Source organism: Bradyrhizobium sp. LA6.8 (assembly GCF_040547935.1).
Classification (GTDB): domain Bacteria; phylum Pseudomonadota; class Alphaproteobacteria; order Rhizobiales; family Xanthobacteraceae; genus Bradyrhizobium; species Bradyrhizobium barranii.
In genome coordinates, this window is the sequence record NZ_JBEPQQ010000012.1 from 54,934 (window position 1) to 74,902 (window position 19,969).

Below are 19,969 nucleotides of genomic sequence, written 5' to 3' on the forward strand. Positions count from 1 at the left end.
TGCTCATGAGTACCGCCACGACCGACACGCCCAAACCCGAGACGAAGTTCGATGCGGAAGCCTTCGCGATGAATGTCGCGCGGGCGATGGAGAGCGGCGGCAAGGCGCTCGCCGCGTATCTGAAACCACGCGAGAGCGGCGACGTGCAGGATCGCCCGCCGGCCGAGCTTACGGAAGCGGTCAAGGCCTTCACGTCGGTCGCCCAATACTGGATGTCGGATACATCCCGCGCGTCCGATCTGCAGACCAAGCTCGCCAAGGATTATCTCGACCTCTGGGGCTCGGCGGCGCGCCGCATGGCCGGCCAGGACGCCCCGCCCGCGATCGCGCCCTCGCCGCGCGACAAGCGCTTTGCCGATCCGGAATGGAAGTCGAACCAGTTCTTTGATTTCATGATGCAGCTCTATCTGCTCACGACCAAATGGGCGCAGGAGTTGGTGCGCGACGCCGACGGGCTCGACCCGCAGACCCGCCGCAAGGCGGAGTTCTACATCCAGCAGATCACCAACGCGATCTCGCCGTCCAACTTCGTGCTGACCAATCCGGAAGTGCTGCGCGAGACGGTGGCGAGCAGCGGCGAGAACCTGGCGCGCGGCCTGAAGATGCTGGCCGAGGACATCGCGGCCGGCAAGGGCATGCTGAAGATCCGCCAGTCCAATCCGGACAATCTCGTCGTCGGCGTCAACATGGCGACGACGCCGGGCAAGGTGATCTACCAGAACGAGATGATGCAGCTGATCCAGTATTCGCCGACCACGGAGAACGTGCTGCGCACGCCGCTCCTGATCGTGCCGCCCTGGATCAACAAGTTCTACATCCTCGATCTCAAGCCGGAGAAATCCTACATCAAGTGGTGCGTCGACCAGGGCATCACCGTGTTCGTGATCTCATGGGTCAATCCCGACAAGCGGCTCGGCAACAAGAGCTGGGAAGACTACATGAAGGAAGGCCCGCTCACGGCGATGGACGTGATCGAGAAGGTCACCGGCGAGTTGAAGGTGCACACCGCCGGCTATTGCGTCGGCGGTACCATGCTCGCGACCACGCTGGCCTGGCTCGCCGAGAAGCGCCGCCAGCGCGTGGCGTCGGCGACGTTCTTCGCAGCGCAGGTCGACTTCACCCATGCCGGCGATCTCCTCGTGTTCGTCGACGAAGACCAGATCGCAGCCCTCGAGCAGGACATGAAGGCGGCCGGCGTGCTCGAAGGCTCGAAGATGGCGATGGCCTTCAACATGCTGCGCTCGAACGATCTGATCTGGTCCTATGTCGTCAGCAACTATCTGAAGGGCCAGCAGCCGAGCGCGTTCGACCTCTTGCACTGGAATTCGGATGCGACGCGCATGACCGCGTCGAACCATTCCTATTACCTGCGCAATTGCTACCTGGAGAACCGGCTCTCCACCGGCACGATGGTGCTCGACAACACGCTGCTCGACCTCTCCAAGGTCAAGGTGCCGGTCTACAACCTCGCCACCCGTGAGGACCACATCGCGCCGGCCGAATCGGTGCTGTACGGCTCGCAGTTCTTCGGCGGTCCGGTGAAATATGTGCTGTCCGGCTCGGGCCACATCGCCGGCGTGGTCAACCCGCCCGCCTCGAACAAGTACCAGTACTGGACCAACGACAACGTCAAGGACGTCAACGTCGCCGAATGGATGAAGGGCGCGGTGGAGCACAAGGGCTCGTGGTGGCCGGACTGGCGCGAATGGCTGGGCGGGCTCGATCCCGAGGAAGTCCCGGCGCGCGTGGTCGGCAGCGAGGCCCTGCCCGCGATCGAGGACGCGCCCGGCAGCTATGTCAGGGTTCGCGCCTAGCGGGATTTCTTTGCGCATGGCGCAATCCTGCGCGCTTGTATAATCTCGCGTTCAACACAGCGACGACAGAGGGGACCGGGTTATGACGCGCGAATTGTTCTGGCTGACACTGACGGTGATCCTGACCGGGATCCTCTGGATTCCCTACACCATCAACCGCTGCCAGGTTCGGGGGCTCAGTGGCGCCTTGGCCAATCCCTCGCGCGCCGACAAGCCACAAGCGGAGTGGGCGAACCGCCTGATGTTCGCGCATGACAACGCGGTCGAGAACCTCGTGCTCTTCGCGCCGCTGGTGCTGATCCTGAACGCGATCGACTATTCCTCGAAATGGACCGTGCTCGCCTGCGCGGTCTATTTCTGGTCGCGCGTCGCACATCTGATCGTCTACGCGCTCGGCATCCCGGTGTTCCGCACGCTGGCCTTCACCGTCGGCTTCCTTGCCCAGGCCGTGCTGGCACTGGCGATCTTCAAGGTGCTCTAGAAATCGGGTCTCTTAGGGATCAGGCCCTGCGTACGACGAGGTTCAGCATGTTGGCTGGCGTCTCGTCGAAACTCTGGATCACGTTGGTGTCCGACGACAGCGTGATCCACGAACCTGCGCTGGCGTAAGTCATCTCGAGCCACTCCCGCGAGACGTAGCTGTAGTAGCGCCCGAGGCTGTCGCGGCCATCGTCCTCACCCATCTTGTAGCTGGCGTAGAACACGCCTGATGGCTTGAGCGCACGGTGGATCTTTCCAAGGATGCCGGCGAGTTCGTCGCGTAGCACATGCAGCAGACAGGCGCTCGCCCAGACGCCGTCATAGGCCTCGTGCGCATCCAGCTGGTCGAACCGCATCGCCTCGACGGGATGACCAAGCCGGCGCGAGGCGATCTCGGCCATTTCGGGCGAGCCATCGGTCGCACGCACTGAAAAACCTTCGGCGAGCATCACTGCGGAATGATTGCCGGCACCGCAACCGAGCTCGAGGATCGCGCCTCCCGGCGGCAGCAGGGCGAGAAAGCCCCGCAACCGCGTCGATGCGGCCTTCGCCCAGCCGGCATAGGCCTCGGCGTTCTGCCGGTAGAATTGCAAGGTCGCTTCGTCCACCGCAGTACCTCGTGTCATGGAAACAGCGCGATCTGCTCCAACCCCGCCGTCTCGGGCAGCCCGAACATCAGGTTCATGTTCTGGATCGCCTGCCCGGCCGAACCTTTCACCAGATTGTCGAGCGTGGAAATCACGATCGCCCGGTTCTTGATGCGGTCGGCGACGACGCCGATCTGCACATAGTTGGAGCCGCGCACATTCTGGGTCTGCGGCAGCACGCCCTTCCTGGCGACATGCACGAAGGGCTCGTTGGCATAAGCCTGCTCCAGCGCGCTTCGCAGATCGTCCGGCGTCGCGCCGTTGAGCTTGACGTAGGAGGTGCAGAGTTCGCCGCGCGCCATCGGAATAAGATGCGGCGTGAAGTTGATCGTCACTGCGGAACCGGCGGCGACGCCGATCTCCTGCTCGATCTCGGGCGCGTGCCGGTGGGTGCCGACCGAATAGGGCGACAGCCCCTCGCCCGCCTCGCTGAACAACGTGTTCTGTTTCAGCCCGCGGCCGGCACCGGTGACGCCCGATTTCGCGTCGATGACGATGTCGTCGACGTCGATCAGCTTGGCTTTCGCAAGCGGCACCAGCGCGAGCAGCGCCGCCGTGGGATAGCAGCCGGGACAGGCGACCAACCGCGCCGACGTGATCTTCTCGCGATAGAATTCGGTGAGACCGTAGACCGCTTCGCCCTGCAGTTCGAGCGCCCGGTGCTCATGGCCGTACCATTGCGCATAGGTGCTCTTGTCCCGCAGCCTGAAATCGGCGGACATGTCGAGGACCTTGATTTTGGGATTTGCCTTGAGGACCGCGGCGATGATTTCCTGCGTGGTGCCGTGCGGCAGTCCGCAGAACACCGCATCGAGCTTGCTCCAGTCGACCTTTTCCCATTCCACGAGTTTCGGCAGGTCCAGCATGAAAAAATGCGGAAACACGTCGCCCATCGACTTGCCGGCATGGGTGTTGGCGGTGAGCGCGACGATCTCGGCATTCGGATGCCGGGCCAACAGGCGCACCGCATCGGCCCCGGTGTAACCGGAGGCGCCGAGAATGCCGATCTTCTTCGAGCTCATCACGCGTACCTTTCAGGCGTCATTTGATCGTCTTGCCGGGGTCGAAAGTCGCATCGTCGCTTCGTCCACCGGGCTGGCCTCCCGAGCAACGTTCGATCAGCTATTGTCGGCAAGGCCCAACATCAGCCGCATGTTCTGCACGGCCGCACCCGAGGCGCCCTTGCCGAGATTGTCGAGCCGGGCGACCAGTACCGCCTGGTGATATTTGTCGCTGGCGAAGACGTGGAGCTCGAGCGTGTTGGTCTCGTTGAGCGCCTCCGGCTCGAGCTTGCCGCCCTTGGTCGCCTCGTTCTGGAGCGGCATCACCGAGACATATTTCGAGCCGGCGTAACGCTTGGCCAGCGCGGCCTGAAGGTCCGCACCGCTGGGCTTGCCGGGCAGCGCGTCGAGCTGGAGCGGCACCGAGACCAGCATGCCCTGCCGGTAGTTGGCGACCGAGGGAATGAAGATCGGCCGCCGCGTCAGTTTCGAATAGAGCTGCATCTCCGGCAGATGCTTGTGCTCGAAGCCGAGGCCGTAGAGCTCGAAGGACGGCGCGCTGCCGTCTTCAAAGCTCGCGATCATCGACTTGCCGCCGCCGGAATAGCCGCTCACCGCGTTGACGGCGACGGGATAATCGGGCGGCAACAGACCGGCATCGACGATCGGCCGCAGCAGCGCGATCGCACCGGTCGGATAGCAGCCGGGATTGGAGACCTTCTTCGCGGCCTTGATCTTTGCGGCCTGGTCCGGCGTCAGCTCCGGAAAGCCGTAGGCCCAGTCGGGCGCGACCCGGTAGGCGGTGGAAGCGTCCAGCACCTTCGGCGCTGAAGCGCCCATGCTGTCGACCAGCGCGACTGTTTCCTTCGCGGCATCGTCAGGCAGGCAGAGGATCACGAGATCGACCTCCTCCATCAGCGCCTTCTTAGCCGCGGGGTCCTTGCGCTTGTCGTCGGCGATCGTCTTCACCGTGACGTCGCTCTGGAGCTTCAGCCGCTCATTGATGCCGAGCCCGGTGGTGCCGGAGCCGCCGTCGACGAAGACGGTGGCGGGCTTCTTGGCCGCGCCGGTGGTCGGGGCCTTGGTGGTTTCGGTGAGGCTCATGGCGCGCTCCTTTCGAGCATGTTGGTTTCGTTCGCGAAGGCCTCCGGCCTCACGTCCTGCATCAATTGTGCAATCTCTCTGGCGTCGGCTTCGGGTTGCGCACCGAGCGCGTTGGCGATCGCGGTGTAGTCGGCGTCCGATTTGTGCTGGTTGAGCTTGAAGCTGCCTTCGACCTCTTCAACCGTCATGACCAGACCCACGATCCCCTTCTTCAACGCTTCCAGCCGGCCTGCCGTCATCTTCGCCGATGTCCACGGCGCTTTCGGCAACAGCCAGCTCTCGAACTTGTCGCTCAGCGTGTCGATCTGCACCGCCAGCTGATCGTCCGACAAGAGGCGCACCGGCCCGCTCAGATGCACCGACTGGTAGAGCCAGGTCGGCACCTGATCCGGCGAGACGTACCAGTCGGGCGATACATAGGCATCGGGGCCGTTGACCGCGAGCAGCCAGGAGGTCGCGCCGTCCGCCAGCTTTAGCAGCGGATTGTGACGGGCGACATGAAAGGCGGCCTGCGGCGTGCCGTCAGCGGCGTAAGTCAGGTAGAACGGCAGTGGCGAGGCGACCGGCTTGTGGCCGTCGAAGGCGCACATCGTGCCGAAGCCGCGCTCCTCGGCGAATTTCAGGCTCGCGGCGCGGTCCTGCTTGAAAAAGGGTGGCGTGTACATCGTGGTCTCCTGCTGGGCCTCCTCGGGGGGCCGCCGGATCAGATCGCGCTGACAGGAGAGAGAATGCCGCGGATCGGATCCAGCGGCAAAGACGATGATCTCAAACGCGATCGACCGCCCAAACCGCTAAAGAGCGGCGGCGGCGACGGGCGAACAGGATGGTCGCGGCGTTGATCATGGCGCGCGGCTATAAGGCCAGAGGGTTCCAGGGTCAAGTCCAAATCGATGGGGCGTGACGGCAGGATGCCGCACGGATGTCATCGGGTCGCAGCGGAATTTCCCCTAAGTTTGGGGGTTCCCGAGAAAGAAAGGCGCCACAACCCCGCCGGTCCGTGCCTTTCGTTCGCAACCCAGCCCCAGGACATCGCCATGACCGAGATCACCCGTCGCGCAACGCTAGCCGGCGCCGCCGCCTCGGCGCTCCTGCCCTTCGTGAAGACCTCGCCCGCGAGCGCCGCCGCGCCCCCGGCCGCGACCCAGAACGCGAGCTTCTACCGCTACAATGTCGGCACCCACCAGATCACCGTGGTCTGCGACGGCGTCGCGACCGTCAACCTGACGGACAATTACGCGGCCGGCGCCAGCAAGGACGACATCAACAAGATCTTCGCCGAGAACCATCTGCCGACCGACAAGGTCACCCACACCTTCAATCCGGTCGTCGTCAACACCGGGCCGAAGCTCGTCGTGATCGATACCGGTCTCGGGCCCGACCAGTTCACGCAGACCAAGGGCAAGGTCGGCCAGTTCCACAACAACCTTGCGGCGGCCAGCATCGACCGCGCGGCAGTCGACACCGTCATTATCTCGCACTTCCACGGTGACCACATCAACGGCCTGCTCGCGGCCGAGAACAAGCCGGCCTTCCCCAACGCCGAGATCATGGTTCCGGCAGTGGAATGGAAGTTCTGGATGGACGACGGCGAGATGAGCAAGGGGACCGGCAATCCGATCCTCGAAGGCAACTTCAAGAACATCCGCCGCGTGTTCGATGCGCTCGGCCGCAAGGTCACGCAATACGAGTCCGGCAAGGAAGTCGCGCCCGGCATCACGTCGGTGGCGAGCCCGGGCCACACGCCGGGACACAACTCCTTCATCGTCGCGTCAGGCGCGGAAAAGGTACTTGTGCAGGTCGACATCACCGCAGGCGCAGCGTTCCTGTTCGTGAAGCACCCCGAATGGAACATCGCCTCCGACGTCGACAAGCCGCTGGCGCAAGAGACGCGGCGGAAGCTCTACGACATGGCGATTGCAGAGAAGATGCCGATCCAGGCCTTCCATGCCGCCTTCCCCGGTCTCGTCCGCGTCGAGAAGGAGAAGGATGGTTCGGGCTATCGCTGGATTCCGTCGATCTGGAACGCCTCGCTTTAGGCTCTGCCGTATGCGCTGACCGGGCGGCCGAGCTGCCCGGTCAGATCACGCGCCAGATCCATTCCATGATCGTCGCGATCACGTCGCCGAACAGCAACAGCGCCGCGGACCAGACCAGCGCCGAGATGAAATTGGCGGCCTGAAAACTCCAATACGGCATCTCGAAAATGCCGGCTGCGAGCGGCACCGAGGCGCGCAAAGGGCCGAAAAAGCGGCCGATGAAGATGCTGGGCACGCCCCAACTCCGCACGAAGGCTTCGCCCCTGGGCAGCAGCTCCGGATAGCGCGAGAGCGGCCACATCTGCGCGACCTGCTCCTTGTAGCGATAGCCGAACCAGTAGGAGACCCAGTCGCCGAGCGCAGCACCGATGCCGCCGGCGATCCAGACCGGATAGAAGCTGATGCCGCTGGCTCCGATCAGCGCGCCGATCGCAACCAGCGCCCCCCAGGCCGGGATCAGCAGCGAGATGAAGGCCAGCGACTCCCCGAAGGCGAGCAGGAACACGATCGGGGCCGCCCAAGCCTGGTGAGCGCGCACGAAATCGGCCAGCGCGTGCGCGTACTGCTCCATTCCAGATTGCCTTCCCGCCCCGTCACGGTCCTGTCAGATAAAAGGACTGGTAAGCCAAGGACTTGTGTGACATCAAGTCACAAAGCCGGGCCTGAGCCGGGCCCAGGTGTCAAATTGCCGGGAATTGGTGGGGCCTGCGGCGTAAAATCGCCGGGATTGGCTCCCACCCACACCCGTCGGGCGGACCTGCGGTGACCTTTGCAGGCCAGCCGTGGCATAGTCGGCCCAATCGATTCGCCGCCATCGCGGCCATCAAAGTGCATCAAAATATATGTCCAAGCAGTTGAAGCCAAAAGCAAAAGACGATTTTTTCGGCGGCGATGAGCCGAAGTCGCGCGCGCCCGCCAAGGCGGCCTCGCGCGGGACCGGCGGCGAAGCCGACTACACTGCGGCCGATATCGAGGTGCTCGAAGGCCTGGAACCGGTGCGCCGCCGGCCCGGCATGTATATCGGCGGCACCGACGAGAAGGCGCTGCATCACCTCTTCGCCGAAGTCATCGACAACTCGATGGACGAGGCGCTGGCCGGGCACGCGACCTTCATCGGAGTCGAGCTCAGCGCCGACGGGTTCCTGACCGTCACCGACAACGGCCGCGGCATCCCGATCGATCCGCATCCAAAGTTTCCGAAGAAGTCGGCGCTCGAAGTCATCATGTGCACGCTGCATTCGGGCGGCAAGTTCGACTCCAAGGTCTACGAGACTTCCGGCGGTCTGCACGGTGTCGGCATCTCCGTGGTGAACGCCCTCTCCTCGCTGCTCGAGGTCGAGGTCGCACGCAGCCAGAAACTCTACCGCATGACGTTCGAGCGCGGGCACCCGAAGGGCAAGCTCGAGGATCTCGGCAAGATCAACAACCGCCGCGGCACCCGCGTGCGCTTCAAGCCCGACACCGACATCTTCGGCGCCAAGGCCGCATTCAAGCCGCAGCGCCTGTTCAAGATGACGCGCTCGAAGGCGTATCTGTTCGGCGGCGTCGAGATCCGCTGGAACTGCGCGCCTGAGCTCCTGAAGGGCGTCGAGGACGTGCCGGCGGAAGCAACGTTCCATTTCCCCGGCGGCCTCAAGGATTATCTCGCAGCCGCCATCCACGCCGACACGCTGGTGCATCCCGACATCTTCTCCGGCAAATCGGGCCGCAACGGCGCGCATGGCGCCTGCGAATGGGCTGTCGCCTGGACCGCGGATGCCGACGGCTTCCTGTCGTCCTACACCAACACCGTGCCGACGCCCGATGGCGGCACGCACGAATCCGGCCTGCGCAGCGCGCTGCTGCGCGGCCTGAAGGATCACGCCGAGCGCGTCGGTCAGGGCAAGCGCGCGTCATCCATTACGTCGGAAGACGTCATGGTGGGCGCGGCCGTGATGCTGTCGGTGTTCGTGCGCGAGCCTGAATTCCAGGGCCAGACCAAGGATCGTCTCGCCACCGCCGAAGCGCAGCGCATCGTCGAACAGGCGATGAAGGATCCGTTCGACCACTGGCTGTCGGGCAATCCGAACATGGCCAACCGGCTGCTCGACTTCGTGATCGACCGCGCCGAGGAGCGGCTGCGCCGCCGCCAGGAAAAGGAAACGGCACGCAAGACCGCCGGCAAGAAGCTGCGCCTGCCCGGCAAGCTCGCCGACTGCACCGATGCCGGCACCGAGGGCTCCGAGCTCTTCATCGTCGAGGGTGACTCGGCAGGCGGCAGCGCCAAGCAGGCCCGTGATCGCAAGACGCAAGCGGTGCTGCCGCTGCGCGGCAAGATCCTCAACGTCGCCTCGGCCGGCAAGGACAAGCTGACGGCGAACGCGCAGCTCTCCGACCTCGTGCAGGCGATCGGCTGCGGCCAGCTTTTGCAATATCGCGAAGAGGATCTGCGCTATCAGCGCATCATCATCATGACCGACGCCGACGTCGACGGCGCCCACATCGCCTCGCTCCTGATCACCTTCTTCTACCGGCAGATGCCGCGGCTGATCGACGAGGGCCACCTCTTCCTCGCAGTGCCGCCGCTCTACAAGCTGACCCATGGCTCGAAGTCCGTCTACGCACGCGACGACAAGCACAAGGAGACGCTGCTCAAGAGCGAGTTCAACGCCAACGCCAAGGTCGAGGTGAACCGCTTCAAAGGCCTTGGTGAGATGATGCCAGCGCAGCTCAAGGAAACCACCATGGATCCGCGCAAGCGGACGCTGCTCAAGGTGGTGCTGCTCGCCGACGACCGCGACACCACGGCGGATTCGGTGGAGCGGCTGATGGGCACCAAGGCCGAGGCGCGCTTCGCGTTCATCTCGGACAAGGCGGAGTTCGCGAGCGAGGAGCTGCTGGACGTCTGAGGCAGTCTTCCGCCGTCACGCAAAAAGCCCCGGCCGACACCGGGGCTTTTTTGTTTGCGGCTGCTCGCGGAGGCGCCGACCAGACCGCCTCCGCTGCCCGACTCATCTTGGGGCGGAACGACTCGGTCAACGACTCACCGGCATCAAGGCTGAGGCAGGATTGCTACCATTTCGGACAGAGCCGGATTTGCTAACGAGAAGTTACCGGAATTCGATCTTCGGAAAATGACGCAAAACATTGGAATCATATAGCTATTTCTGATTTCGGAGATCGCGCCCGAAATCGCTGCCAGGCGGCGTTTCCCGGCGACTGTGCCTGTCCGGCAACAGCATTTCGGCGGAAAGCAGCTATAGTCCGGGCATCAGATCAATCGGACTTCAGTGCGCTCGCGCCTGCCGGACAGACCAAAGCTTGGGGATTTTGAAATGAAGAAGATTTTGCTCGCACTCACCGCGGTTGCCGCGATGACTGGCTCGGCGTCGGCGGCCGATCTGGCTGCCCGTCCCTACGTGAAGGCCCCGCTTCCGGCGCCCGTCGCCAACTGGACCGGCTTCTACATCTTCGGCGGTGGTGGTGGTGGCCTCTCGAACTCCGATCAGTCCGTCCAGACCACGGTCGGCGCGGTTCCGCTGACGATCGGCCAGCGCCAGGGTGGCTCGGGCTGGTTCGGCACCGTCGGTCTCGGCTATGACTGGCAGGTCAGCAGCACCTGGGTCGCCGGCGTGTTCGCTGACGGTCAGTTCGGCAGCATCCGTGGCACGGTTCAGGATCCCTTCTTCGGCATCACCGGCTCGCAGAAGCTGGAAGACTCCTGGGCCGCTGGTGTGCGCCTCGGCTATCTGGTTGCTCCGAACGTTCTCTCCTACGTCAACGGCGGTTATTCCGGCGCTCACTTCGGCCAGACCAACTTCCTGACGCTGGCCGGCGTTCCCGCTGGTGCCCACCTCAACAGCTACAACCGCAATGGTTGGTTCGTTGGCGGCGGCGTCGAGAACAGCCTGAACATCTTCGGCATCTCTTCGCCCGGCTGGTTCATGAAGACCGAATATCGTTCGGCCTTCTACAACGCCAAGACCCAGGACGAACTGATCGACGGCACCAACCTCCCGACCGGCAACAGCATCCGCGCCAACAGCTGGAACCAGACGATCTCGACCTCGCTGGTCTACCGCTTCAACTGGACCGGTCCGGTCGTCGCGAAGTACTGATCTGATCTGAAATTCAGACGTCAAAGCCCCGGCATTGTCCGGGGCTTTTTCGTTGCGGCTTCTGTTTTGCGGAGTTCAAGGCTCGATACATCGAGAGCTCCGGTGCGCGGTGCCCCAGCGGGTCGTGCCAGTCCGGAGGCGTCGCCTCAAACTCTGCGTTCCCAATTCATATGTACCTGACCGGCAACAGCTTTTTGGCTGGAACCGCCTATAGCTTGGTCATCCGATGACTCGAAGTTCAGCGCGCGCGCCGAACAGACCAAGGTTGGGATTTAATCATGAAGAAGTTTTTGCTCGCTCTGACGGCATTGGCGGCGATGACCGGTTCGGCCGCGGCGGCTGACCTTGGGGCCCGCCCCTATGTGAAGGCTCTGGCGCCCGCGCCCGTCCAAAGCTGGACCGGCTTCTACATCTTCGGCGGCGGCGGCGGCGGTCTGTGGTCCGCTGACAGCAACATCCAGAGCACTGGTGTTGCTGGAGGGTTCGGTGCCTTCGGACCGGCGGGCACCGCTATAACCCGCGATACGCGCCTGGGCGGCAGCGGCTGGTTTGGAACCGTCGGCGCCGGTTACGATTGGCAATTCAACGGCCGTTGGGTGGCCGGCGTCTTTGCTGACGGACAGTTCGGTGACATCAGTGGCTCGCTGACCGACCCCGCCTTCTGGCAAACGGAAGGCCGCCAAAAGCTTCGCACCAGCTACACGGCCGGCGCGCGGTTAGGCTATCTCGTTGCGCCCAATGTCCTGTCTTACGTCAACGCCGGTTACTCGGGTTCGGAATGGTCAGGCACGTCTCAGACGTTTCTGGGTGTGGGACCGGGCGCCAGTACCGCGACGCAGACGACCACTGGCTCCTTCCACCGCGATGGCTTTTTCGTTGGCGGTGGCGTCGAGAACAACCTCGACATTTTCGGAATTGCTGCGCCCGGCTGGTTCATGAAAACCGAATACCGTTCGGCGTACTATGACCGCATTTCCCGGCCCACGACGTTTGCTCCGGGCAATAATTTCGGCGCGCCGGCGGTGGGTCTGACGGGCACGGCAATTACCTTCAAGCCCTGGGTCCAGACCATCAGCACGTCGCTGGTCTACCGCTTCAACTGAAGCGCCCCAACTCCTGAGACAGGTCCTGATCCAGTCTGGTTAGACGTCAAAGCCCCGGCATCGTCCGGGGCTTTTTCGTTGCCGGATCGTCAGCGGCCGACGCTCGCCTTCAGAGATCGGTACGCCTCTCCAAGCCGGTTCTCGATCCCCGCCCAGTCGGCCTCGGTGATCGCCTCGCCCCGCGCATCGCGAAACGCCATGGCCTCTGCCCGCGCGATGCCGAACTGCCTGATGCCGGAATCGTCCGCGCTCCTGCCGTAGGTCAGCGCCGTCACGCGTGCGATGGTGAGGCCATAGTCGCGCGGGTCCGCCGCCTCGCGCCGCGCCTGCCACCAGTCAAGCTCGAGACGGGCGGCCTCGTGCGCGTCGAATGCCACAGGCGCGGCCGATGCAAAATCCCGGTAGTATCCAACGAGCGCTGGCAGGGCCGCATCGGCCTCCGGTCGTGACCGCGTCGGCTGGAACGTCCTGGCGGCCCCGGCGGCGCCGAGCGCGATCTGCAAGCTTCTTAGCGGCGAAAAGCCGAACTGCGTCCGCGTCGATTCGTAGAGATGATAGAACAGCGCGGCATAGCGCTTGTCGTAATAGTCGCGCCACATCGCGGTCTCGAGCCGCGCCATCTCGGCCGGATCGAACGCCCGCAGATCCGCACGCCGTGGAATGACGGCATAGGCCGCCACCAGTGCGGCCGCAGCCGCGATGCCAAGGGTGCTACCAAGGATCATCTTCCGCACGGACATGGATCCTCCCAGCGGCCCTGCATCCGCAGCCATTGTATCCAAACCGAAGCTACGGCTAGTCTGGCGGGAAGTTTTCGTGACAAGCGGCGATCGTTGATGCCGTAGGCCACGACAGAAGCAAACCAACGGGGAGGAATGCATGCGCAGATTTCTGCTAATCGCAGGCCTGTTTGCCCTCGCCGTCGGGCTGCTCTGGATCGGACAGGGAACGGGCACCGTCGCCTGGCCGCGGTCGAGCTTCATGGTCAACCAGTTGCAATGGGCCGGCTATGGCGCAGCCATGGCCGGCTTCGGACTGGTCCTGATCTGGCAGAGCAACCAATAGAAGAAACCAGGGAATACAAATATGACATCCAACCGGTTCGATCTCCGCGGCAAAGTCGCGATCGTCACAGGGGGCAATGGCGGCATCGGTCTTGGCCTCGCCCACGGACTCGCCGATGCCGGCGCCGATATCGCCGTGGTCGCACGTAACGAAACCAAGTCGGCCGCTGCCGTTGCCGATCTCAGAGAGCGCGGCGTGAAGGCGATTGCCGTCACCACCGACGTCACCGACAAGGCGGCGGTCGCGGCCATGATCGACCGCGTCGTCAAGGAGCTCGGCCGGATCGACATCCTCATCAACAATGCCGGCATGAGCATCCGCAAGCCGCCGCACGAGCTCGAGCTCGACGAGTGGAACAAGGTGATCGACACCAACCTCACCAGCGCTTTCGTGTGCTCGAAGCTGGCCTATCCGGCGCTGAAGGCGTCGGGCAACGGCAAGGTGATCAATATCGGCTCGATGATGTCGATCTTCGGCGCGAGCTTCGCCACCGCCTATGCGGCAAGCAAGGGCGGCATCGTGCAGTACACGCGCGCGTGCGCCAATGCGTGGGCGCCCGACAACATCCAGGTCAACGCCATCCTGCCGGGCTGGATCGACACCGACCTCACCCGCGGCGCGCGGCAGCAGGTCTCGGGACTGCATGAGCGCGTGCTGGCGCGCACGCCCGCGGGACGCTGGGGCGATATCGACGACTTCGCCGGCATCGCCGTGTTCCTCGCCTCGCCCGCCTCGAACTTCGTCACGGGCACCGCGATCCCCGTCGACGGTGGATTCTCCGTGATGGCGTAAGCTTGCCCCGCGGTCGACGAAAAAGCCCCGGCAGATGCCGGGGCTTTGAAAGCTCTCACGTTCGGAGAGATCAGTACCTTGCGACGACGGCCGAGGGACCGAAGCGGTAGTTCACGCCGACGCGCACCGCATCAACGACATGGCTGAACGATACGTCGCTGAGTCCGTGGGGCAGAAATAGGCAAGCGCTATTTACCTACTGCGCCCTTATGCACCGTCACGGCCAGTTTCCAGAGATGATCATCCGCCAGGCCGACCCGCCCGTGGCGGCACCTACACGCGAATCGGCAGAAAAAAGCCCCGGACGGAGCCGGGGCTTTCAGTTGTTGGCAGTACTTTTTTAGCTTCGGTCGTTCGTTGACGTGCTCAGTAGCGCGCGATGACCGGTGCGTCGAACTTGTAGCTCGCGCGCACGACGGCCCACTGGATGTCGCGCGGCTTGGCATCGAAGGTGTAGTTACCCGAGGTGCCGCCGAGTTGATAGGTCTGGCTGCCGAAGGCCGCGTAATTGTACTCGAGGCCGACGATCCAGTTGCGGGTGATGCCGTATTCCCAGCCGGCGCCGACGGTCCAGCCGTTGGCCCAGTGGGTCTGACCGCCCGAGCCGGTCGAGGGCGCAACGGTGTCGCTGACGTTGAGACGGTTGTTCACGCCGGCATAGCCGCCCTTGATGTAGAACAAATTGTTCTGCACGGCGAAGCCGGCGCGGCCGACGACGGTCGCGAGCACGTTGGCGCGCCAGGTGAAGATGTCGTCAGCGGCGCCGAAGGCGGTGTTGACGACCGTACCCTTGTTGTCGAGGCCGGAGATCGTGCCTTCCATGCCGAACACGTAGTTGTTGGCCTGCCAGTTGTAGCCGATCTGGGCGCCGCCCATGATGCCGGCGCCACGCTGGCGATAGCCCTGGCCCGGAACGAGATCGCCGAACGGCGCGCCGGTCCCGTTGTTGATGAACTGCTCGTTGGTCCATGCGCCACCGATGTGGCCGCCGACATAGAAACCGGTCCAGTTGAACAGCGGCTCCGCATAGGCGGGCGCCTTCATGTAGCGCGCACCGAGATCGGCGGCTGAAGCGGCGCCGGTCGAAACCAGAGCGGTCGTGCAGGCGAAGGCGGCAATCAATTTGTTACGCATGGTACACCCCGTGTCCTTTGATGGGTGCACGGTCACACGCAGGTCTTACTCAAATTTGAATCAAGAAAGTTAAGACGCCGGATTGGCAAGCGGCGCGACGTGAATCCGTTTGCGCTGTTGCGCGCACGCAACGCGCGGCGCGCGATTTAACGCCGCGTTATCCCTACCGACCTCCTGCACTACGACGCCGGCGCGACCTTGGATTGCACGTGCTCGGGCCGCACGCCGAGCGCAATCAGGCGCGCCGGAATACCCTGGAGCCATGGCAGCGCAGTGATCAGGCGCACGACCAGCGGCACCTTCAGCGGCCGATCGCCGCCCTGCAGGGCGCCGCTGATGATGTTGTTCTGCACGATCACCTGCATGCGCTGCGTCATCCTCACCGGGAATTCGCGGCGTCGGCGCACGGCATCGAGTTCATTCTCGGTTGGGCAGCCGTGCCGAAGCTTGTCCGCCAGCAAATTGGCGGTCGCAACTGCATCCTGCACGGCGAGATTGACGCCGACGCCGCCGACCGGCGACATCGCATGCGCGGCATCGCCAATGAGAAGCAGGCCCGGCCGCGTCCAGCGCGCCAAGCGGTTGATCGCGACGGTGAGCAGCTTGACGTCGTCAAAGCCCTTCACATCGGCCATGCCGGATCGAAGGATCGGCGCCATGCGCACGACGTCGTCGAGCAGCGCCTGCAATCCCCTCGCCTTCACCGCCTCGTATTGTCCCTTCGCGATGACATAGGCGCACTGCCAATAGTCGCCGCGGTCGAACGTGACCATCATCTTTCCGGGCTCGACACGCGCGAACAGGTTCTCGGTCTCGTCCGCCTTGCGGCCGACGCGGAACCACAGCACGTCCATCGGCGCGCCGATCTCCTCGACGCGGAGCCCCGCACGCTCGCGCACCGTCGAATGCCGGCCATCGCAGGCAATGGTGAGATCGGCTTCGATGTCGATCGGCCCATCCGGTGTCACCGCGCGCACGCCGGCGACGGTCTCGCCGCGGCGGATCAGATCGACGGCTTCCGTATTCATCATCACCTTGAGCGAGGCGAAGCGCTGGCCGGCCTCGCGCAGGAAATTCAGGAAGTCCCATTGCGGCATGAAGGCAATGAACGGGTACTTGGTGCGGAGCCGGCGGAGATCGGCGATCCGCACGGGCGTGCCGCCAAACAGGCCGTCCATCATCTGCAGGCGCTGGTGCGGCAGCTTCAGGAACCCATCGATCAGGCCGAGCTCGTCCATCACCTGGAGCGTCGAGGGATGCACGGTGTCGCCGCGAAAGTCGCGGAAGAAATCCGCATGCTTCTCCAGCACCACGACGTCGATGCCGGCGCGTCCCAGGAGATAGCCGAGCATCATGCCGGCCGGCCCGCCGCCGACGATGCAACATCGGGTTCTCACGGAGTGACGCACGGTGTGCTCTGGGGTATCAGATTCCGTCATCAACTCCTCGCTTACAACTTTAGTACTCTGTGCGGTGCAACAAGCCGGAATTGGTTTGCCGCAATGCCGAATGGCCGGTAGCGTTGCTGATAATTTCGATTGATTTCAGGATGATCCCGCGTTGCGCACCATACTGATAGTGCTTGGCATCTGGCTGCTGATCAACGTGCTTTTCGTCGTGATCATGCTGCCGCCGCGCAAGCCGCGGAAGCCGGATCCTCAGGAGGCGGGCACGCTCGCGCCGGCACGGATCGACCAGAACGGCTATCCGTTCGAGGAACAGGAGAAGGTCCTGCTTCGCCATGTGGTCATCTCGATCGCCATGGGGACGTTCTTCTCGCTTGCGCCGCCCTTGATGGAAGCAATCGACTCCATCAAGCGCTACATCGGGAAGCGTCGCGGCTAGGTCCGTGCGCCAACTGCGCTCGCCGCCCAACAATGGAACCGCAGACGCTCAGTTGTTGCTGCGGTTCGCGGCCCGAAAACTCTTGATCTCCGACACGCTGCCATCGCGGTAGGTCAGTTCCACCGAGACGAACTGCGTAGCCGGAGCAAGCTTCATGTAGAGCGGCATGCCGGCGCTGATCGCGCTGGGATCGCGCATGTCGCAGCCCGGCATCTTCAACACCTGGTTCGGAACGGCGGTGTCGATGCCGATGCGCACCTCGCGGATGGCGCAGCGGTACGACACGAGGTGCGTGTAATAGACGAGCAGCCCATTGAACTCGCGGAACGACAGCCAGCTCGTCGCGGTCATGTCGAGGATCTTGCGCTGGTCGCGGATCAGCGCGGCCTCGGGATCGAACCTGATCGGGAATGGCCCCTGCATGTCGCCGGACTGATCGACATAGCGGACCTCGATGGTGCCGGCCTGCGCATCCGGCGGCAATTCGATCGACGGGTTCGGCATCCGCTTGCGCGTGCGCGGATCGAGCGTGTCGATGAAGCCGGTCTCGCGGAAATCGCCATTGCCGGCCATGCGCCAGGAAATGCCGAGCGTCGGGTCGGCGAAGGAGAACACCACGCTCCAGCCGCCATTGTGCCGCGAGAAGCTGGCGATCGGCGCGTTGGTGGTTTCTTCCTTCGGCACGCGCGGTACCGACACCGGCGGAAGAGCCGCGAGCTTCTGCGGCGCCGGATCGGCCGGGCGCGCAGCGGCGGTGGCGTCCTTGGCAACACCGCTGAGGAAGACGTCGTCGACCATCTGGTCGAAATAGACCGGCACCTGCCTGTGCTTGACGGTGTCGGCCATCTCGCTGACGAGACGGCGGGTCCGCTGCGCCACCTGCACCAGATTCTCGCCGGGCTGGAGCAGCTCCTTGGCGAAGGTGCGCGTGAACACCGAATTGGGATTGGCGTCGTCGTTGGAGAGACGATCGAGTGCGGTCTGGCGGGGACCTGCGGAGAACACCGAGAACACGCCTTCGGGCAGTTGCACCATCGGCGCGAGGCCGCCGCCGCCGGCGACCGCGCGGGTGCCCTTGCGCTCGAACGGGTTGTTGCGGCAGGCGTCGAACACCAGGATCGACGTCCGCGCCTTCTTGTTCTGAAGGCGCTCGACGATGCGGTCGGCCAGAATGGAGGCGTCGCGCACCAGCTCTTCCTGCCCTTCGGTCGCCGGCGGTACGTCAGTCGGCAGCAGGTAGTTCTGCCCCGCGATCTCGAAGCCGTGGCCGGCGTAGAAGAAGAATGCGGTGTCGCCGGGCTCGATCGTCCTGTCGAACGCGAGCAGCGTCTCGGAGAATTGCTGCCGGCTCTGGTTCTCGGCGACCATCACCGAGAAGCCGAGCTGCTTCAGCGTATCGCCCATGGTGCGGGCGTCGTTGACCGCCTTGAGGAGCTTGGGGACGTTCCTGTAGTCGTTGTTGCCGACGACGAGCGCAACGCGCTTCTCGGCTTGTGCGGGCAGCGCGAAGCCGCTCAGGCTCACCGCAAGGCCAAGGGCCGCCAGAATTCTGAAAAGCCGACGCGTCATCGTAAAATTCCCGTTGCAGAACGGCGCTCCGCCGGCCCCCTCGAACAGCGATTCATTGGAACCCTCTGCCGTTGATGATAGTCGGTCCAGCCATATCGACGGTTCAACGCGCAGAGCCCCACGGGTTCCGTCATCAGGACTATGGCAGATTCCTCCGGAATCTGCTTTTTCTAGGCAGCTGCGCGCTGCAAGCGGGGGCTGCCGTGTATCGATGGTGTACTGACGAGGTCGAGCCGCATGACCGGTTCGACTATTGGCGCGAGGTCCGGTCCAAGGGCCTGTTCGGCGTCACCGCCGAACTCGAGCGCGAGCGCCGCGCGGACTTCTACGGCGAATTCTCGCTGCGCCAGCTCGGCGGCGGTGGCCTCGTCGAGCTGAAGGCGTCGCACTACACGGTCGAGCGCAGCAACTCCGACATCGCCTACGCGCCCGGCGACAGCATCTGCGTCTATCAGCAGCTCGGCAGCGGCGGCTGGTTCGGCGGCATGCGCACCGGCGACTTTGCGATCGCCAACGGCAGCTTCGCCACCAGCCATACCGACCAGCCCTATCGCACCGCGCCGCTCGGCGCAGGCGGCTTCCACCTGCGCATCCTGAAGATCCCCGTGAGCAGGCTCTCCACGCAGGACAGGCGCATGCGGGAGCTTGCGCCCCGGACGTTCAACGATCCCGGCCTGGCGCCCCTGCTCGGCGCCTGCTTCGCAGACCTCGATGAAGCCGCCGCGGGCGATAACGGCGCCACTGATGCGACCTCAGTCGCCCAGACCTCCTTGGATCAAGCCTCCTTGGATCAAGCCTCGCTCGTCCAGGCCTTGGCCCATCTGGCCCTGATCGAGCGCGGCATCGTGCGGCCCGGCAGCCGCCGTGGGCAGGCCGCGCTGCGGACCGCCCGGCTCTCACAGGCGCGTCGCCTGATCGCGCGCCATCTGCAAGACCCCGATCTGGCGCCGGCGATGGTGGCCGACCAGCTCGGCGTGTCCGTGCGTCACCTGCACATGCTGTTCGAAACCGCGGCGAAGAGCTTTTCGCAGACCGTGACGGACGAACGCCTGAAACAGAGCCGCCGCCTGATGCGCGAGGCGCCGGACCGGCTGATCGCCGATATCGCGACCTCCTGCGGCTTCGAGAGCCTGGCGACCTATTACCGGGTCTTCAACGCCGCCTACGGAATGGCCCCCGGCGATTTCCGGGCCCGGGGGCCTGAAGGGCGTTAGTCGTCCCTCCGGCAGCTATCGCCAGGTTAACGGTGGAGGCGGAAAAGCCCAACCGGGCCCGGTATTTG

19 protein-coding genes are annotated in these 19,969 nt (G+C 64.2%); 10 read left to right on the plus strand and 9 right to left on the minus strand.

Annotated elements, in window-relative coordinates; translation table 11 throughout:
* The first annotated feature begins 5 nt into the window (after window positions 1–5).
* A complete protein-coding gene (locus tag ABIA90_RS39540) occupies window positions 6–1,814 on the plus strand; it encodes a PHA/PHB synthase family protein (RefSeq protein ID WP_354121643.1) in 1,809 nt (602 codons plus the stop codon).
* An 82-nt stretch (window positions 1,815–1,896) separates the two neighbouring features.
* A complete protein-coding gene (locus ABIA90_RS39545) occupies window positions 1,897–2,295 on the plus strand; it encodes an MAPEG family protein (RefSeq protein WP_063983501.1) in 399 nt (132 codons plus the stop codon).
* A gap of 19 nt (window positions 2,296–2,314) precedes the next feature.
* Here ABIA90_RS39545 and ABIA90_RS39550 read toward each other — a convergent pair whose 3' ends face one another.
* From ABIA90_RS39550 to ABIA90_RS39565, 4 genes are all read right to left on the minus strand, one after another.
* Window positions 2,315–2,902, minus strand: coding sequence for a class I SAM-dependent methyltransferase (locus ABIA90_RS39550; protein WP_354121642.1), 588 nt, complete (start codon window positions 2,900–2,902; stop codon window positions 2,315–2,317).
* 14 nt (window positions 2,903–2,916) lie between these two features.
* On the minus strand, window positions 2,917–3,963 hold the full coding sequence (gene argC / locus ABIA90_RS39555; protein ID WP_063983503.1) for an N-acetyl-gamma-glutamyl-phosphate reductase: 1,047 nt from the start codon (window positions 3,961–3,963) through the stop codon (window positions 2,917–2,919).
* A gap of 96 nt (window positions 3,964–4,059) precedes the next feature.
* Window positions 4,060–5,046, minus strand: a complete 987-nt coding sequence (gene argC / locus ABIA90_RS39560) for an N-acetyl-gamma-glutamyl-phosphate reductase (RefSeq protein WP_354121641.1) — start codon at window positions 5,044–5,046, stop codon at window positions 4,060–4,062.
* Window positions 5,043–5,711: an FMN-binding negative transcriptional regulator gene (locus ABIA90_RS39565; RefSeq protein WP_208086635.1), complete on the minus strand. Its 669-nt coding sequence runs from the start codon at window positions 5,709–5,711 to the stop codon at window positions 5,043–5,045. Before ABIA90_RS39565 ends, argC (ABIA90_RS39560) begins: the two co-directional genes overlap by 4 nt.
* 369 nt (window positions 5,712–6,080) lie before the next feature.
* Here ABIA90_RS39565 and ABIA90_RS39570 point away from each other — a divergent pair, with 369 nt between their 5' ends.
* Complete coding sequence (locus tag ABIA90_RS39570; protein WP_354121640.1) at window positions 6,081–7,082, plus strand: MBL fold metallo-hydrolase; 1,002 nt, start codon at window positions 6,081–6,083, stop codon at window positions 7,080–7,082.
* A gap of 40 nt (window positions 7,083–7,122) precedes the next feature.
* On the opposite strand, the gene ABIA90_RS39575 is transcribed toward ABIA90_RS39570, so the two are convergent.
* Complete coding sequence (locus ABIA90_RS39575) at window positions 7,123–7,653, minus strand: DedA family protein (protein ID WP_041958275.1); 531 nt, start codon at window positions 7,651–7,653, stop codon at window positions 7,123–7,125.
* Between the two features lie 271 nt (window positions 7,654–7,924).
* Between ABIA90_RS39575 and parE the strand changes: the two genes are divergently transcribed.
* The 3 genes from parE (at window position 7,925) to ABIA90_RS39590 (ending at window position 12,282) form a co-directional block, all read left to right on the plus strand.
* Window positions 7,925–9,970 (plus strand): DNA topoisomerase IV subunit B, encoded by a 2,046-nt coding sequence (gene parE / locus ABIA90_RS39580; RefSeq protein WP_071914292.1) that lies wholly within the window; start codon window positions 7,925–7,927, stop codon window positions 9,968–9,970.
* A gap of 426 nt (window positions 9,971–10,396) precedes the next feature.
* Window positions 10,397–11,179 carry an outer membrane protein gene (locus ABIA90_RS39585; protein ID WP_167767882.1) on the plus strand — a complete coding sequence of 261 codons (783 nt, stop codon included), beginning with the start codon at window positions 10,397–10,399 and terminating at the stop codon, window positions 11,177–11,179.
* A 278-nt stretch (window positions 11,180–11,457) separates the two neighbouring features.
* Window positions 11,458–12,282: an outer membrane protein gene (locus ABIA90_RS39590; RefSeq protein WP_063983510.1), complete on the plus strand. Its 825-nt coding sequence runs from the start codon at window positions 11,458–11,460 to the stop codon at window positions 12,280–12,282.
* Between the two features lie 89 nt (window positions 12,283–12,371).
* Here the strand turns inward: ABIA90_RS39590 and ABIA90_RS39595 are convergent, their stop codons facing one another.
* Window positions 12,372–13,022, minus strand: a complete 651-nt coding sequence (locus ABIA90_RS39595) for a hypothetical protein (protein ID WP_354121639.1) — start codon at window positions 13,020–13,022, stop codon at window positions 12,372–12,374.
* A gap of 139 nt (window positions 13,023–13,161) precedes the next feature.
* Here ABIA90_RS39595 and ABIA90_RS39600 point away from each other — a divergent pair, with 139 nt between their 5' ends.
* Window positions 13,162–13,347, plus strand: coding sequence for a hypothetical protein (locus ABIA90_RS39600; protein ID WP_007609848.1), 186 nt, complete (start codon window positions 13,162–13,164; stop codon window positions 13,345–13,347).
* A 21-nt stretch (window positions 13,348–13,368) separates the two neighbouring features.
* Window positions 13,369–14,139 (plus strand): SDR family NAD(P)-dependent oxidoreductase, encoded by a 771-nt coding sequence (locus tag ABIA90_RS39605; protein WP_063983511.1) that lies wholly within the window; start codon window positions 13,369–13,371, stop codon window positions 14,137–14,139.
* A gap of 366 nt (window positions 14,140–14,505) precedes the next feature.
* Here the strand turns inward: ABIA90_RS39605 and ABIA90_RS39610 are convergent, their stop codons facing one another.
* Both ABIA90_RS39610 and ABIA90_RS39615 read right to left on the minus strand, forming a co-directional pair.
* Entirely contained in the window at window positions 14,506–15,273 is a 768-nt protein-coding gene (locus ABIA90_RS39610; RefSeq protein WP_071914298.1) for an outer membrane protein, read from the minus strand.
* Window positions 15,274–15,452: 179 nt separating this feature from the next.
* Window positions 15,453–16,712, minus strand: coding sequence for an FAD-dependent oxidoreductase (locus tag ABIA90_RS39615; protein ID WP_354121638.1), 1,260 nt, complete (start codon window positions 16,710–16,712; stop codon window positions 15,453–15,455).
* Window positions 16,713–16,833: 121 nt separating this feature from the next.
* On the opposite strand from ABIA90_RS39615, the gene ABIA90_RS39620 reads away from it, so the two are divergent.
* Window positions 16,834–17,118: a hypothetical protein gene (locus tag ABIA90_RS39620; RefSeq protein WP_028148780.1), complete on the plus strand. Its 285-nt coding sequence runs from the start codon at window positions 16,834–16,836 to the stop codon at window positions 17,116–17,118.
* A gap of 48 nt (window positions 17,119–17,166) precedes the next feature.
* On the opposite strand, the gene ABIA90_RS39625 is transcribed toward ABIA90_RS39620, so the two are convergent.
* Window positions 17,167–18,687 carry a caspase family protein gene (locus ABIA90_RS39625; RefSeq protein ID WP_354121637.1) on the minus strand — a complete coding sequence of 507 codons (1,521 nt, stop codon included), beginning with the start codon at window positions 18,685–18,687 and terminating at the stop codon, window positions 17,167–17,169.
* Window positions 18,688–18,890: 203 nt separating this feature from the next.
* Between ABIA90_RS39625 and ABIA90_RS39630 the strand changes: the two genes are divergently transcribed.
* Window positions 18,891–19,901: a helix-turn-helix domain-containing protein gene (locus ABIA90_RS39630; RefSeq protein WP_354121636.1), complete on the plus strand. Its 1,011-nt coding sequence runs from the start codon at window positions 18,891–18,893 to the stop codon at window positions 19,899–19,901.
* Window positions 19,902–19,969: the final 68 nt, after the last annotated feature.

Coding starts and splice junctions, on each gene's coding strand:
- argC (WP_063983503.1), bottom strand. CDS start 3,963: ATGAGCTCGAAGAAGATCGGCATTCTCGGCGCCTCCGGTTACACCGGG.
- ABIA90_RS39590 (WP_063983510.1), top strand. CDS start 11,458: ATGAAGAAGTTTTTGCTCGCTCTGACGGCATTGGCGGCGATGACCGGT.
- ABIA90_RS39565 (WP_208086635.1), bottom strand. CDS start 5,711: ATGTACACGCCACCCTTTTTCAAGCAGGACCGCGCCGCGAGCCTGAAA.
- ABIA90_RS39545 (WP_063983501.1), top strand. CDS start 1,897: ATGACGCGCGAATTGTTCTGGCTGACACTGACGGTGATCCTGACCGGG.
- ABIA90_RS39570 (WP_354121640.1), top strand. CDS start 6,081: ATGACCGAGATCACCCGTCGCGCAACGCTAGCCGGCGCCGCCGCCTCG.
- ABIA90_RS39605 (WP_063983511.1), top strand. CDS start 13,369: ATGACATCCAACCGGTTCGATCTCCGCGGCAAAGTCGCGATCGTCACA.
- ABIA90_RS39595 (WP_354121639.1), bottom strand. CDS start 13,022: ATGTCCGTGCGGAAGATGATCCTTGGTAGCACCCTTGGCATCGCGGCT.
- ABIA90_RS39615 (WP_354121638.1), bottom strand. CDS start 16,712: ATGACGGAATCTGATACCCCAGAGCACACCGTGCGTCACTCCGTGAGA.
- parE (WP_071914292.1), top strand. CDS start 7,925: ATGTCCAAGCAGTTGAAGCCAAAAGCAAAAGACGATTTTTTCGGCGGC.
- ABIA90_RS39575 (WP_041958275.1), bottom strand. CDS start 7,653: ATGGAGCAGTACGCGCACGCGCTGGCCGATTTCGTGCGCGCTCACCAG.
- ABIA90_RS39610 (WP_071914298.1), bottom strand. CDS start 15,273: ATGCGTAACAAATTGATTGCCGCCTTCGCCTGCACGACCGCTCTGGTT.
- ABIA90_RS39625 (WP_354121637.1), bottom strand. CDS start 18,687: ATGACGCGTCGGCTTTTCAGAATTCTGGCGGCCCTTGGCCTTGCGGTG.
- ABIA90_RS39600 (WP_007609848.1), top strand. CDS start 13,162: ATGCGCAGATTTCTGCTAATCGCAGGCCTGTTTGCCCTCGCCGTCGGG.
- ABIA90_RS39540 (WP_354121643.1), top strand. CDS start 6: ATGAGTACCGCCACGACCGACACGCCCAAACCCGAGACGAAGTTCGAT.
- argC (WP_354121641.1), bottom strand. CDS start 5,046: ATGAGCCTCACCGAAACCACCAAGGCCCCGACCACCGGCGCGGCCAAG.
- ABIA90_RS39585 (WP_167767882.1), top strand. CDS start 10,397: ATGAAGAAGATTTTGCTCGCACTCACCGCGGTTGCCGCGATGACTGGC.